This window comes from Bradyrhizobium sp. USDA 4541 (assembly GCF_024171085.1).
Taxonomy (GTDB): domain Bacteria; phylum Pseudomonadota; class Alphaproteobacteria; order Rhizobiales; family Xanthobacteraceae; genus Bradyrhizobium; species Bradyrhizobium australafricanum.
The window spans coordinates 493,848-507,286 of record NZ_JALJZF010000001.1; the positions used below are offsets into that span (position 1 = coordinate 493,848).

Consider the following 13,439-nt stretch of genomic DNA (forward strand, 5'->3'; position numbering starts at 1 on the left):
TCTTGGACCTTGCGGTCCCGTCGCCCTTATTCCATCCGCGCCGTAAGCCGTGAGGCTTACTGCGCCGCCTGACCAGCCGAGGCGTAGGAATTCGCCGGGTTGGTCGCAAACTTTTTCTTCGCGCCTTCGACCCAGGTCGCGAATTCCTGGTCGCTCACGACCCTGACCGCGATCGGCATGAAGGCATGGTCCTTGCCGCACAGTTCCGAGCACTGGCCGTAGAACACGCCGGTCTTGGTGGCCTTGAACCAGCTCTCGTTGAGGCGGCCGGGGATCGAGTCGATCTTCACGCCGAAGGCCGGCACCGCGAAGGAGTGGATCACGTCGGCGCCGGTGGTCTGGATCCGCACCACCTTGTTGACCGGGACCACCATCTCGTTGTCGACGCCGAGCAGGCGCGGCTGCTTGTCCTTGTCGAGCAGCGAGTCGAACTCGAACTTGCCGTTATCCGGATAGGCGTAGGACCAGTACCACTGCTTGCCGGTGACCTTCACCGTGAGATCCGGCTTCGGCACGTCGAGCTCCAGGAACAGCAGGCGGAACGACGGCACCGCGATGCCGACCAGGATCAGCACCGGGATCAGCGTCCAGGCCACCTCGATCAGCGTGTTGTGGGTGGTCCTGGAGGGGACCGGGTTGGCCCTGGCGTTGAACTTCACCACCACGATGATGAGCAACGCGAGCACGAACAGCGTGATCAGGGTGATCAGTACCAGCAGGAAATTGTGAAACCAGATGATGTTTTCCATCACCGGGGTCACGCCTTCCTGCAGCGTGTGCTCCCACGGCGCCGGCTGCCCCATTTCGGCGAAGGCCGATCCCGCGGCGACAGACGCCACACCCGCCACCGCCAACCCCAGCAATTGCCTGCCCAACCGGCCAATCGACATCTTCATGCCGCTCGCGCTCCCTTGCATTATTCCCCAAAGCACCCCCGGCATGTGGCCGAAAATGCAGCACGATCCGCCCTGACAAATGGCCTTCCGGACATACCCGTCTCTGAGTCAAGGTGGGTACGGGAGCCAGATCGCTAGAACGCGTCGAAATCCAGCCTCTCAAACCATAATTCTCCGGCGCTCGCAATGCAGTAGTGGGGCCGAAAGCCATGCGCCTGCGATGAAGCTGCCGCTTGCGATTTTTCCCGCAAAATCAAGCGAAAGCACTTGGACCAATTGTCCATGCCGCTTGACAGGGGGATTACCGGATGTACCCACAGACAGGGCAGCGCACAGGAACCTGATTCGCTGCGGGCTGCCCCAATCCGGCGCGAGAATGGCTTCACGATCGCCTTCAAGGCGCCGTCATTGCGGTATCAGTCGACGCCTGAGCATGATCCGGAAGAGTGGAAACCGGTTTTCCGAAAGATCATGCTCAAACAAGAAGATGAGATCATGATTCGCTTCCGGGAAGCGCATCGTGGCGCGCGTGCTACCGGCGGACGGCCGGACCGACCGAACATCTATAAGGATCGACCCGGATGGGCGCTTCGAACATTCGTTTGACGATGGCCAGCCGGCTCGGCGGCCTCGCGATTCTGGCCCTCTGCCTCGGCCTTTCTCTTGGCCTTTCTCTTGGCCTGACCCAGCCGGCGAACGCGCAAGGCGCGGTGCGCTCGGTCCACGGCGACTGGCAGATCCGCTGCGACACTCCGCCCGGCGCCCAGGCCGAGCAATGCGCGCTGATCCAGAGCGTGGTAGCGGAAGACCGCTCCAATGCCGGCCTGACCGTGATCGTGCTGAAGACCGCCGACCAGAAGAGCCGCCTGATGCGCGTGGTCGCGCCGCTCGGCGTGCTGCTGCCCTCCGGCCTCGGCCTCAAGCTCGACAATCAGGACGTCGGCCGCGCCGGTTTCGTGAGATGCCTGCCCAATGGCTGCGTCGCCGAGGTCGTGATGGACGACAAGCTGCTCGGCCAGCTCAAGAACGCCAAGACCGCGACCTTCATCATCTTCGAGACGCCCGAGGAAGGGATTGGCTTTCCGCTCAGCCTGAATGGCCTGGCGGAGGGGTATGACAAATTGCCCTAGCGGCGCCGAGCGGCACAGGAAAGCGTAGCCCGGATGGAGCGCAGCGCAATCCGGGGCCGCCATCATCGCGGATTGACCAGTCCCGGATTGCGCTGCGCTTCATCCGGGCTACGCCATCTCAACGGACGCCGGCGTAATAGTCGAACAACGCGATCGCCTCCGTGGACAGCCAGTCCGCCTCACCCGTCATGTAGCCTTCGACCTGCCCGGTGATGCCGATCAAAAATGAGATCGGCATGCCGTAGAGCGCGAACGGCGTATCGACCTCGGCGGCGTCGACGCGCGAGACGAGACCACCGGGATCGAAGCCGATCGCGAGGTGGCGCAGCTTGAGCTGCTTGACGTAGGGCGCGACCGGCGCGCGGTTGCGATCGGTGCTGATAGCGACGACCACGAGATCGCGACGGCCGCTGGCGGCAAGGCGGTCCAGCATCGGCAGCTCGGTCCGGCACGCCGCGCACCAGGTGGCCCAGAAGTTCACCAGCACCATCTTGCCTTTGAACGCCGTGAGATCGAGCGCGCCGCCGGCGAGCGCCGGGATCGCGACCGGCGGCACCGGGCGGGCGCCTTCGACCTGCGTGAACTGATGCCGGATGGTGCCGAATTGCGGCGGTCCCGACGCTGCGCGCGCAGCTCCGGTGGGCATTGCGAGCGAGGCGCCGGCGCCAATCATGCCGGCAACGACCGCGCGGCGCGTCGGTGCGTGAGCTGACGTCATGACAAGTTCTCCGCTTGGCTTGATGGCCACATCGCTCAGGACCGGATGTAGGACCAGCCAGCTTCCTGCAATTCGATGATGCGCCCGGGCCCGTTCGGCACCAGGTCGACATGATCGAGCAGCACCAGCGGATGTCCCTCGGCGCGCTCCATGCCGAGCTTGGTGGCTTCGCAGACAACCAAGCGGATGTCGGGCGTGAGCCCCCGCACCACCCGCAGCAGATCCTTCACCGGCGAGGTATCGGCGCGCAGCATGTGGACGCCAGCATTGTAGGCGACGACCTCGATCTCGAACGGCTCGTTGCGCTCCCGATAATATTTCGGGAGGTTGAGCGCGGTCGAGATCAGCGCCCGCATCGAGGTCGGGTCGTCGCTGTTGATCGGCAGCACAACTTGGTGCACGCGCGGCTCGGGCTTCTTCGGCTCGGGCTTCGAGACCGCCGCGACCGAACCGGTGAGCAGCATTGTCGCGGCGAACGGCACCGCGAAGGCCAGCACCAGCCCGGTCACGACCGTCAGCGTGCGGCGAGAGATGCGCATCGCGCTCGCCTCACGGCGCGCTCGCGAGCAGGGCGAACTGGCTACGCTTGGCGTAGGCGACGATCACACTCAATGTCAGCAGCACGAGGGGGGGCACCGGCGAGCCGCCGATCACGAACAGATGCGTGATGGTGGCGCCGACCATGATGCAGCTCAGCAGCACGCCGCCGAACGCCGCGACCGGGGGCAGCAGGATCAGGACCGCGCCGAGCAGCTCCAGCGATCCGGTGAAATAGCGGAACCACTGACCGAGCCCAATATGCTCGAATTCCTCGACCAGCATAGGCACACCGTAGAGCTTGGCGGCGCCAGCGGCGGCAAAGGCCAAAGCGAGCAGTCCCCTGACGACCCAGAGGCTGACGGATTTCCAGCGCGACGGCGCCGCGGCAACTGCAACTGACATTGATGACTCCCGAGTTGTTCGTAAGGCCGGACCGCGGCCACCCGACCGATCGGCGGCTGGCCCGCGGCTTTCGGTGGTCTAAATTCGGGAGTAAGATGAAAAGAACAAGTAGGATGCTTTTTGTGAGGTAGTATGAAAAAACTGACTATTGAGCCCGCCGAGCCTCCGGTGGCGTCCGAGCCGTGCAACGGCGACCTGTCCGCGCAATTTCATCGCGCGCTGTCGGTGCTGGCCGGGAAATGGAAGGGCGACATCCTCTGGCAATTGGTCGAGCGCAAGCGGCGATTCGGCGAGCTGCGCCAGTCGATCCCCGGCGTAACCCAGCACATGCTGACCACGCAGCTGCGCGATCTCGAGGCCAACGGTCTCGTCAAGCGCACGGTCTATCCCGAGGTGCCGCCTCGGGTTGAGTACGAGATGACGCCGTCCGCCAAGGCGCTCAAGCCGGTGTTCGACGAGCTGTACCGGTGGGCGCAGGAGCATGGCTTTCCGACCTCGGCACAAGGCACCGCGCAGCCGAAGCCGCAATCGGCCGATGCAGCCGAGCGCGAAAGCCAGCCGCGGAAGGCGGATCGGCGCTCAAGGTGATGACGACAAGGTGACGAGCCCGACGGGGCACTGTGATCGACCGCATAGCCGCAGGCACTCCCGGTTTGCCACCCCAACCACTATCTTTGATGATCGCCGTCCGGGCCTGAACCGGGACCGGTACAGGTTTCCGGGTTGTAAGATGAGTTTTCCGCTCGTCTCTGCTTCAATCCCCCGAAATCCTTGGCTTCCGGGTTCCCCACTGGCAATCAGTTGCGCTTCAGGCAAGGATGACGAGGAATCGCCAAGCAATCGCATTGCGTCGGAGTGACCATGACCAATCCCGCCACGACCTCCCTGCTCGACCGCGCCAATCTAGACCGCGATGCTGTCCGCCGCGAGGTGTCCCGCGGCCTTGAAGGCGCCGACGACGGCGAGCTGTTCCTGGAGTTCGGGCAGACCGAGGCGCTGGTGTTCGACAACGGAAGGCTGAAGCAGGCGACCTATGACACCTCGCAGGGCTTCGGCCTGCGCGCGGTCAAGGACGACGCGGTCGGCTATGCGCATTCCTCCGACGTCTCGATCCCGGCGCTGATCCGCGCCGCGGATGCGGTCGCGGCCGTGCGCGGCGGCTATGCCGGCACTTTCGCCGCGGCGCCCGCCCACACCAACATCAAGCTCTATGGCGACGAGAACCCGCTGGACGGCCCGGCGTTCGAGGCCAAGGTCAAGCTGCTCGGCGAGATCGACGCCTATGTCAGGGAAAAGGACCCGCGGGTGCGTCAGGTCTCGGCCAGCCTCACCGCGACCTGGCAGGTGGTCGAGATCCTGCGGCCCGACGGCGAGAGCTATCGCGACATCCGCCCGCTGGTGCGCGTCAACATCTCCGTCGTCGCCGGCCAGGGCGACCGCCAGGAGAGCGGCAGCAAGGGCTATGGCGGCCGCGAGGGCTATGCCCGCTTCATCGAGACCAAGGCCTGGCGCGACGCCGCCGACGGCGCGCTGCGCGAGGCGCTGGTCAATCTCGAATCGGTGCCGGCGCCCGCCGGCGAGATGGACGTGGTGCTCGGCGCCGGCTGGCCCGGCGTGATGCTGCATGAGGCCGTCGGCCACGGGCTCGAGGGCGACTTCAACCGCAAGCAGACCTCCGCCTTTGCCGGCCTGATGGGCCAGCAGGTCGCCGCCAAGGGCGTCACCGTGGTCGACGATGGCACCATGGCCTCGCGCCGCGGCTCGCTCTCGATCGACGACGAGGGCACGCCGACCAACCGCACCGTGCTGATCGAGGATGGCATTCTGGTCGGCTACATGCAGGACCGCCAGAACGCCCGGCTGATGGGCATGAAGCCGACCGGCAACGGTCGTCGGCAGAGCTATGCCCATGTGCCGATGCCGCGCATGACCAACACCTACATGCTGTCGGGCGACCGCGACCCGGCCGAGATCATCGCCTCGGTGAAGAACGGCATGTACGCCGCCAATTTCGGCGGCGGCCAGGTCGACATCACCTCGGGCAAATACGTGTTCCAGTGCACCGAAGCCTACAAGATCGAGAACGGCAAGCTCGGCGCGCCGCTGAAGGGCGCCATGCTGATCGGCAACGGACCGACCGATCTCCACAGGATCACCATGATCGGCAACGATCTTGCGCTGGATACGGGAATCGGCACCTGCGGCAAGAACGGCCAGGGCGTGCCGGTCGGCGTCGGCCAACCGACGCTCAGGATGGAACGGATTACGGTCGGAGGAACGGGCTAGTGAGCAGCGGAAACGAAGTCGTGACGGCCAAGCCGACCAGCTGGCGCGGGCAGGCCGTGCAACTGGCCGCGATCGTGGCCGTCGTGTTCCTCGCCAAGGGCGCGATCGCCGAGCCGTTCTACGTGCCGTCGGGATCGATGGAGCCGACGCTGCTGATCGGCGACGCGCTGGTCGCCTCGAAATATCCCTATGGCTACGGCGCGGCTTCGCTGCCGATCCAGATCACGCTGCCGGAAACCGGCCGCGTGTTCGGCGAGACGCCGAAGCGCGGCGACGTTGTCGTGTTCCGCTGGCCGGGCGACCGCTCGCAGGCCTGGGTCAAGCGCGTGGTCGGGCTGCCCGGCGACCGCATCCAGATGCGGCAGGGTCAGCTCTTCATCAACGATCATGCGGCGACGCTGAAGCCCGACGGCACCGGCTTCGCCGAAGACGATCGCGGCGGCGGCGAGGAGGCGTATCGCTACATCGAGACGCTGCCGAACGGCGTCAACCACGCGATCTTCAAGATTCGCGACAACGGCCGGCTCGACAACACCCAAGAGGTGACGGTGCCGCCGGGCAAACTGTTCGTGCTCGGCGACAATCGGGACAATTCCGCCGATAGCCGCGTGCCGGTGCGCGACGGCGGCGTCGGCCTCTTGCCGATCGACAATCTGATCGGCCGCGCCGACGCCGTGGTCGGCTCCTGGGACCTCGGCATCCGCAGCCAGCCGGTCTGGACCTGGCTCTCAGGCTTCCGCCTCGCGCGCTTCTTCACCTCGGTGCAGTAGACGCGTAGCCCGGATGGAGCGCTGCGCAATCCGGGATCTCCCACTCGGCAAGATGTCCCGGATTTCGCTTCGCTCCATCCGGGCTACATTCCTTGCGGGATGATAGTCGTGACCTTCGACGACATCAGGCACATCGCGCTGGCATGGCCGGAGGTCGAGGACGGCTCGTCCTATGGCACGCCGGCGCTGAGGGTGCGCAACAAGATGCTGGTGCGGCTCAAGGAGGACGGCGACAGCCTGGTGATGCCGGGCGTGCCGCCGGAGGAACGCGACGTGCTGGTCGAGCATCAGCCCCAAGTGTTCTACTTCACCGATCACTACCGCGATTACCCGACGGTCCTGATCCGCCTGTCGAAGGCCAAACGTCACACCGTCGAGCCCTTGCGGCGCCGGCACTGGCGCACGCTGGCGTCGAAGAAGGCGGTCCGGGACTACGACGCGACCGCCTCGTCGTGACGCAGGACGAATTCCTCGCAGCCGCGCTGCGCAACCCGGCCAATCAAGCCATCACCGACGAGTTGTACCGCCTCGGCTTGCCCGATGCGTGGCTGGTCGCCGGCTGCCTAGTGCAGACCGTGTGGAACGTGCTGACCAGCCGGCCGCTCGATCATGGCATCAGCGACCACGACATCTTCTATTTCGATCCGGATACCTCATGGGAGGCGAGGACGCCGTGATTCGCGAACTCAAGGCACGGCTTGGCCATCTCGGTGTCGCGATCGAGGTGCGCAACCAGGCCCGCGTCCATCTCTGGTATCCCGACAAGCACGGCCTGTCCTACCCGGCGCTGTCGCGTTCGATCGACGGCATCGATCGCTTCCTCACCGAAAACACGCAGATCGGCATCCGCCGCACCACGCGCGGCTACGACGTCTATGCGCCGAACGGTTTCGATGATGTCGCCGGCATGATCGTGCGGCCGAACCGAACCGCGAACTTTTCGCCGGCGAACTATGCGACGAAGGCGGCGCGCTGGAAGGCGCTCTGGCCCGAGATCACGGTGCTGGCGGCGGAGTAGCCTGTCGTCGCTTCGTAGCCCGGATGAAGCGCAGCGAAATCCGGGGCAGGCCCGTCCGCGGTGAGTGGAGTGCACCCCAAAAGTGAGACACGGGAAATTAGGGACAGTTCTCTAACGGAGAATGTATGTCCAACAAATCACCCCGTGTTTTCAGCCGAGAGTTTAAGCTCGAGGCGGTCCGTCGCATTCTGGCGGGTGAGCGCATAAAGGCTCTTTCCCAGGAGCTGAATGTGTTGCGTAAGGACCTCTATGCATGGCGCGATCTATTTCGTGCCGGCGGGGCGGAGGCGCTGCGGCCGATCGGCCGGCCGCGCAAAAGTGATGCGGTTGCGCCGAGCGTGAAGGAGCGGGCACGCGATGTTGCGACTGCCGACCCTGGTGCGCCGGAGCGCATTGCCGAGCTTGAGCGCAAGATCGGCCAGCAGCAGATTGAACTGGATTTTTTTCGGCAAGCCTTGCGGCGGGTCAAGGAAGCACGCCGGCCGAGCACCGGGCCTGGCGTGACGGGGTCTACGCGGTCATCCAGGCGATGACGATGCCCCCGCGGCAAGGCGAGCTGACGATCGAGCGGATGTGCGTGCTGGCTGGCGTCAGTCGGGCCGGCTATTACCGGCACTGGGCGGCTTCCGCCCCACGTGCCGAAGAAACCGGCGTGCGGGACGCGATCCAGCGGCTGGCGCTTGCCTATCGGCATTACGGCTATCGCCGCATCGCCGCCCAGTTGCGCCGTGAGGGCTTGGCGGTGAACGGCAAACGCGTGCTGCGCCTGATGCGAGAGGACAATCTGTTGTGCTTGCGGCAGCGGCCGTTCGTGCCTGTGACGACAGACTCGCGCCACCCCTGGCGCGTGGTACCGAACCTCGCCCGCGGCATGGTGCCTGATGGCCTCGACCAGCTCTGGGTGGCGGACATCACCTACATCCGTCTGCAGGAGGAGTTCGCCTATCTCGCCATCATGCTCGATGCCTTCAGCCGGCGCGTGATCGGCTGGGCTCTGGAAACGCACCTGGAGGCGCGTCTGGCGGTTACAGCGCTCTCCATGGCGTTGGCGGCGCGCCAGCCGACGCCCGGTAGCCTGATCCACCACTCCGATCGCGGCATCCAGTATGCCTGCGGCGACTACACGGACCTACTTCAGCGGCACGACATTGCCCCGAGCATGAGCCGGGTCGGCAATCCCTACGACAATGCCAAGGCGGAGAGCTTCATGAAGACCCTCAAACAGGAGGAGGTCAACGGCCAGACTTACCGCGATGCGCAGCATGCCAGAAATGCAATCGGCGCCTTCATCGAGGAGGTGTACAATCGCCAACGGCTACACTCGGCCCTGGCTTATCGGCCGCCAGCCGAGTTCGAAGCAAGTTTACCGCGATGCAGGGCTGCTGCGCAGCAGCCCCGCATCGCGCCCGTAACCCATCAACCCGCCCAGCCGCCTCAAGCGCTCGGCACCTGTCCCTGATTATCGTGTCTCACATCAGGGGTGCAGTTCAGAGCGCGGTCCCGGATTGCGCTTCGCTCCATCCGGGCTACAGAATCAACGCACCACGCCCGACGTGAACCCCGCCTTGCGGCGCGGCGGCTTGATCTCTTTCTTCAGGAAGCAATGCGCGTCGCGGCCGGCATAGCCGGGCCGGGCGTAGGTCCAGGCGCGGCACTTGTTGTCGGCGGTGCAGGCGGCCTGGCAGGCCTCGTCGCCGTCGCTGCTCTTCAGCTCGAAATTCTTGTAGTCGCCGCCGAGCCGGTCGATCGAGGTTTCGATGGCGCCGTTGCGCGGCTCGACCACACCCGCGCCGCGCACCCCGGAGACGCAGCAGACGTTCTGCACCCGTGGCGGCACGGTGCTCTTCAGCCAGCACACCGCCCCATTATTGGCGTCGGTCGGATAGTTGAAGCTCCAGGCGCGGCAACGGCGGTCACGCTCGCAGGTCAGCGCGCAATCGGCCGGATCGCCCGTCGTCACCGGCGCGTTGAGATAGTCGCCGCCGGGGCGGTCGAAATTGGTCTGCGCCAATGCCGGGCGCGCGACGACCGCGGCCGCAAGGACCGCAAACATCACCACACACGCCCTAAAGTGGCGGCCTATCCCCATGAGATTGCTTTCAAATTCGCGCAGCCCCGCGCGTTTAGCGGGGCGTCATTTGAACGCCATGAACCTGTACGGCGGATGAACGGCGGGTGCGACACCACCGCCGTTCGCGCGCGCCTCACGCCCGGATCGGATCCAAGCGGGGACTAAAAGGCGTATTCCTGATAGGCCGGTTCCACCGAGCCCTTCCAGGGACCGTTGAACTTCTCCAGCATCTCCTCGGCCGGCGAGCGGCCGGCCTCGATGATGCGCTCGAGCGGTTCGAGGAAGCGGCTCTCGTCGCGTCCGAGATGATCGATCCGGCCGCGCCGCCGCAATCCGGCATGCGACAGGATCAGGCACTCCTTGGCGATCTCGAACAGATAGCGATCCTTGATCCGCGACTTGAAGCCGAAACGCGGCACGTCGTCACGCAGCGCCTGCCGCTCCGGCGCGGTCCAGTGGCGGACGATGTCCCAGGCGGTGTCGAGGCTGTCATTGTCGTAGAGCAGCCCGACCCAGAACGCCGGCAGCGCCGGCAGCCGGCCCCACGGCACGCCGTCGGCGCCGCGCATTTCGAGGTAACGCTTCAACCGCACCTCGGGGAAGATCGTCGAGAGGTGATTGGCCCAGTCCGACAAGGTCGGGCGCTCGCCCGGGAAGGCGGCATTCTTGCCGGCGAAGAAATCCCGGAACGAGGAGCCGGAGACGTCGATATATTCCTCGCCGCGCTTGACGAAATACATCGGAACGTCGAGCGCGTAATCGACATAGCGCTCGAAGCCCATGCCGTCCTCGAATGCGAACGGCACCATGCCGCTGCGCGCATTGTCGGTGTCACGCCAGATCTCGGAACGGAACGACAGGAAGCCGTTGGGCTTGCCTTCGGTGAACGGCGAGTTGGCGAACAAGGCGGTCGCGATCGGCTGCAGCGCCAGCGACACCCGCAGCTTCTTCACCATGTCGGCTTCGGAGGAGAAGTCGAGATTGGTCTGCACCGTGCAGGTCCGGAACATCATGTCGAGGCCGTATTTGCCGACCTTCGGCATGTAGTTTCGCATGATCTTGTAACGCCCCTTGGGCATCATGGGGATCTGCGCGCGCGACCAGGACGGCGTCATGCCGAGGCCGAGGAAGCCGATGCCGAGCGGGGTTGCGATCTCCCGCACCTGCGCCAGATGCGCCATCAATTCCGACTGCGTCTGATGCACGGTTTCGACCGGCGCGCCCGACAGTTCGAACTGCCCGCCGGGCTCGAGCGAAATCGCGCCGCCGCCGGTGACATCATAGAGGCCGATGATGTTGCCGCGCTCCATGATCGGCTCCCAGCCGAGCAAGAGCTTCATGCCCTCGAGCAGCGCGCCGATGCCCTTGGCGCCTTCATAGGGCACGGGCTGATGGCCCTCCAGCGTGAACGGAGTCTTCTCGTGCTCGGTGCCGATCCGGAATTCGGACTCAGGCTTCACGCCGGCTTCAAGCCACGCCACGAGTTCGTCGCGCGACTGCAGCGGCGTCATGTCGATCTGGTCACGCGCCATAGATAATCCAACTCAAGGGCGCTTCGATCGAAGGCGCGCGGTGGCAGGGACATCCGCGAGCCACAACGGCTGCGGATGATGGAATCAGCAATATCATCGGGCAGGCACGCCGTCTCGCGCAGGCGCAGCCTTGCTGTCAGCCTTGGTCTCGTTCTTGACGTCGCCTTTGGCGTCGCCGCAGGCGCAGCCGAGCCGGTCGAGCAGGCCGCACAGCCTGGTTGCGTCGGCGTCGGATAATTTCGAGCCGACATGCTTGTCGATCGCGGCGGAATAGGCGTTCCACATCCGCTTCTGCAGCTCGCGTCCAGCCTCGGTGATCTCGACGAACTGGCCGCGCTTGTCGATCTTGCATTCGCGGCGGGCGGCGAGCCCCTCGTCGACCAGCTTGTCTATGAGCCGCGAGGTCGAATATTGCGGGATCAGCATCTGGCGCTCGAGCTCGACCGGGCGCAGCTCGCCCGACGGCGCGCGGGACAGCTCGAGCAAAGCGTCATACCAGGCGAGCGGCGGAAAACCGGCCTTCTTCAAATCCTGCTCGACGCAGTCCAGCACCCGGCTCGGCACCCGCATCAGGCGGATCCAGGCGGCCGTCGCCTCGCTCGATAGCTTGCGTTTCATGGTCTAGCTCATAGGGTCCCGGCACCGACTGTACCGCACTGAATGCATCTGCATCAATCTTGACTATTTCATGCAGGCGCATGTAGGCAATCCCTCTCCGGACGCCAAGAACAAGGGAAGGAATACCCCTATGAAGCTTTATTACACCCCCGGTGCCTGCTCCCTCTCCCCCCATATCGCCCTGCTCGAGGCCGGGCTGCCCTACGACCTGGTCAAGGTCGATCTCCGCGCCAAGAAGCTCGAAAACGGCGACGATTTCCTCCAGGTGAACCCCAAGGGCCAGGTGCCGGCGCTGGCGCTGGATACCGGCGAGATGGTCACCGAGGGGCCGATCATCATCCAGATGATCGCCGACAAGGCCGCCGACAAGAAGCTGGCGCCGGCGCGGGACTCCAACGAGCGCTACAAGCTGCTCGAATGGCTGAACTACACCACGACCGAGCTGCACAAGAATCTCGGCCCGATGTTTTCGCCCGTGCTCGCCGACGACGCCAAGGCCTTCTTCAAGGACCGCGCCATGGGCAAGTTCAAATATGTCGAGAGCCAGCTCGCCGGACGCGACTATTTGATGGGCAACCAGTTCACGGTCGCCGACGGCTACCTCTTCACCATGATCATGTGGGCGCAGGATCGGCTCGGCTTCGACTTCTCCGGCCTGCCGAACGTGACCGCCTACAAGGCCCGCGTCGCGGCGCGCCCGAAGGTGCAGGAGGCGCTGAAGAAGGAAGGCCTGCTCAAGGCGGCCTGAGCTCGCTCACAGCGACCGCGATAGAGCCGGGTCGGCCGATCCGGCTCTTTTTTGTTGTGGGTTCGCCGATCCTCTCTCTCGACACCGGAGGCGGAACGTCTCAATTTAACCTGCATTAAAGCGATTAATACTAAGTCGGTGTAGTTCCGGCTGAGGGCGTGGCCGTCCTTGTTCGCGCGATCCAACTGACCGACTATGACCTGCGGCGCGCCCTCCGCTCCAACTGGTCTAAAAATGTGACGATCGCCTTTACCCTTTTATTGACCAGCACCCTGGTTGGGCTGGCAACCAGTTTGTACTTTCGGGTTTGGACATTGATGCTGGAGTCGCCGCTGGTCGCGGTGCTCGCGGCGATCGTGCTCCAATCCGACGGCTTCTCCTTTGCCACTGGCGCTCCGATCGTCGTCGCCTGTCTCGCGTTCAACCAGTTCGCCTATCTCGCTGGCGCCTTGCTCTCTCCGGAGACTGACGGCTCAATGGCGGAAGAAATTGACGGCCTGCCAGACCGTCGCGGCGAGCACAATATCCGCGGCCAGAACGAGTAGCGCGAGGCCGGCCCATGACGGGCCTTTGCCCCGCAGACGCAGCGGCTTCCGCCACCGCGATGACCGCAAGGAAAACAAGGAATCCTTCGGCGCGATCTCCGCGGCACCTTCCTTGAACGCAGAACTCATCGCACGACACCCTCACGCTGATCGTCGCCCCGGCGA

The 13,439-nt window shown here is 64.8% G+C and carries 17 protein-coding genes and 1 pseudogene; 11 read left to right on the top strand and 7 right to left on the bottom strand.

Features of this window, described 5'->3' with window-relative positions; translation table 11 throughout:
* Positions 1-56: 56 nt before the first annotated feature.
* Positions 57-896 carry a cytochrome c oxidase subunit II gene (coxB, locus tag J2R80_RS02415; RefSeq protein WP_026191935.1) on the bottom strand — a complete coding sequence of 280 codons (840 nt, stop codon included), beginning with the start codon at positions 894-896 and terminating at the stop codon, positions 57-59.
* Between the two features lie 282 nt (positions 897-1,178).
* Here coxB and J2R80_RS02420 point away from each other — a divergent pair, with 282 nt between their 5' ends.
* Positions 1,179-1,502, top strand: a complete 324-nt coding sequence (locus tag J2R80_RS02420; protein ID WP_141341606.1) for a hypothetical protein — start codon at positions 1,179-1,181, stop codon at positions 1,500-1,502.
* The gene (locus J2R80_RS02425; protein ID WP_076832351.1) at positions 1,478-2,026 is read left to right on the top strand and encodes an invasion associated locus B family protein; all 549 of its coding nucleotides are present in this window, start codon (positions 1,478-1,480) and stop codon (positions 2,024-2,026) included. Before J2R80_RS02420 ends, J2R80_RS02425 begins: the two co-directional genes overlap by 25 nt.
* Before the next feature lie 118 nt (positions 2,027-2,144).
* On the opposite strand, the gene J2R80_RS02430 is transcribed toward J2R80_RS02425, so the two are convergent.
* Genes J2R80_RS02430 through J2R80_RS02440 form a run of 3 tightly spaced genes read right to left on the bottom strand, consistent with a single transcriptional unit; the run spans position 2,145 to position 3,686 of the window.
* Entirely contained in the window at positions 2,145-2,744 is a 600-nt protein-coding gene (locus J2R80_RS02430) for a TlpA disulfide reductase family protein (protein ID WP_210262973.1), read from the bottom strand.
* A gap of 35 nt (positions 2,745-2,779) precedes the next feature.
* A complete protein-coding gene (locus tag J2R80_RS02435; protein WP_076832355.1) occupies positions 2,780-3,283 on the bottom strand; it encodes a DsrE family protein in 504 nt (167 codons plus the stop codon).
* 10 nt (positions 3,284-3,293) lie between these two features.
* Positions 3,294-3,686 carry a DoxX family protein gene (locus tag J2R80_RS02440; RefSeq protein WP_076832358.1) on the bottom strand — a complete coding sequence of 131 codons (393 nt, stop codon included), beginning with the start codon at positions 3,684-3,686 and terminating at the stop codon, positions 3,294-3,296.
* 132 nt (positions 3,687-3,818) lie between these two features.
* Between J2R80_RS02440 and J2R80_RS02445 the strand changes: the two genes are divergently transcribed.
* The 7 genes and pseudogenes from J2R80_RS02445 (at position 3,819) to J2R80_RS02475 (ending at position 9,219) form a co-directional block, all read left to right on the top strand.
* Positions 3,819-4,274, top strand: a complete 456-nt coding sequence (locus J2R80_RS02445; RefSeq protein WP_083715159.1) for a helix-turn-helix domain-containing protein — start codon at positions 3,819-3,821, stop codon at positions 4,272-4,274.
* Between the two features lie 273 nt (positions 4,275-4,547).
* Positions 4,548-5,972: a metalloprotease TldD gene (tldD, locus tag J2R80_RS02450; protein ID WP_076832361.1), complete on the top strand. Its 1,425-nt coding sequence runs from the start codon at positions 4,548-4,550 to the stop codon at positions 5,970-5,972.
* Positions 5,972-6,742, top strand: coding sequence for a signal peptidase I (gene lepB, locus J2R80_RS02455; protein WP_016847099.1), 771 nt, complete (start codon positions 5,972-5,974; stop codon positions 6,740-6,742). The genes tldD and lepB overlap by 1 nt, the downstream gene beginning before the upstream one ends.
* Positions 6,743-6,850: 108 nt before the next feature.
* The gene (locus J2R80_RS02460; RefSeq protein ID WP_076832832.1) at positions 6,851-7,198 is read left to right on the top strand and encodes an MmcQ/YjbR family DNA-binding protein; all 348 of its coding nucleotides are present in this window, start codon (positions 6,851-6,853) and stop codon (positions 7,196-7,198) included.
* A pseudogene (locus J2R80_RS02465) lies at positions 7,195-7,760 on the top strand (nucleotidyltransferase family protein). The gene J2R80_RS02460 and the pseudogene J2R80_RS02465 overlap by 4 nt, the downstream one beginning before the upstream one ends.
* Before the next feature lie 125 nt (positions 7,761-7,885).
* Positions 7,886-8,293 (top strand): helix-turn-helix domain-containing protein, encoded by a 408-nt coding sequence (locus J2R80_RS02470; RefSeq protein WP_168857970.1) that lies wholly within the window; start codon positions 7,886-7,888, stop codon positions 8,291-8,293.
* The gene (locus tag J2R80_RS02475) at positions 8,290-9,219 is read left to right on the top strand and encodes an IS3 family transposase (protein ID WP_253625568.1); all 930 of its coding nucleotides are present in this window, start codon (positions 8,290-8,292) and stop codon (positions 9,217-9,219) included. Before J2R80_RS02470 ends, J2R80_RS02475 begins: the two co-directional genes overlap by 4 nt.
* 75 nt (positions 9,220-9,294) lie before the next feature.
* On the opposite strand, the gene J2R80_RS02480 is transcribed toward J2R80_RS02475, so the two are convergent.
* The 3 genes from J2R80_RS02480 to J2R80_RS02490 form a co-directional block, all read right to left on the bottom strand.
* Positions 9,295-9,849: a PAN domain-containing protein gene (locus J2R80_RS02480; protein ID WP_076832364.1), complete on the bottom strand. Its 555-nt coding sequence runs from the start codon at positions 9,847-9,849 to the stop codon at positions 9,295-9,297.
* Positions 9,850-9,992: 143 nt separating this feature from the next.
* Positions 9,993-11,363, bottom strand: coding sequence for a glutamate--cysteine ligase (locus J2R80_RS02485; protein ID WP_253637915.1), 1,371 nt, complete (start codon positions 11,361-11,363; stop codon positions 9,993-9,995).
* Positions 11,364-11,456: 93 nt separating this feature from the next.
* Positions 11,457-11,981: a MarR family winged helix-turn-helix transcriptional regulator gene (locus tag J2R80_RS02490; RefSeq protein WP_016847103.1), complete on the bottom strand. Its 525-nt coding sequence runs from the start codon at positions 11,979-11,981 to the stop codon at positions 11,457-11,459.
* A gap of 130 nt (positions 11,982-12,111) precedes the next feature.
* On the opposite strand from J2R80_RS02490, the gene gstA reads away from it, so the two are divergent.
* Both gstA and J2R80_RS02500 read left to right on the top strand, forming a co-directional pair.
* Positions 12,112-12,729, top strand: a complete 618-nt coding sequence (gene gstA, locus J2R80_RS02495; RefSeq protein ID WP_057016067.1) for a glutathione transferase GstA — start codon at positions 12,112-12,114, stop codon at positions 12,727-12,729.
* A gap of 158 nt (positions 12,730-12,887) precedes the next feature.
* Positions 12,888-13,274 (top strand): hypothetical protein, encoded by a 387-nt coding sequence (locus J2R80_RS02500; protein WP_229191373.1) that lies wholly within the window; start codon positions 12,888-12,890, stop codon positions 13,272-13,274.
* The last annotated feature ends 165 nt before the right edge of the window (positions 13,275-13,439 follow it).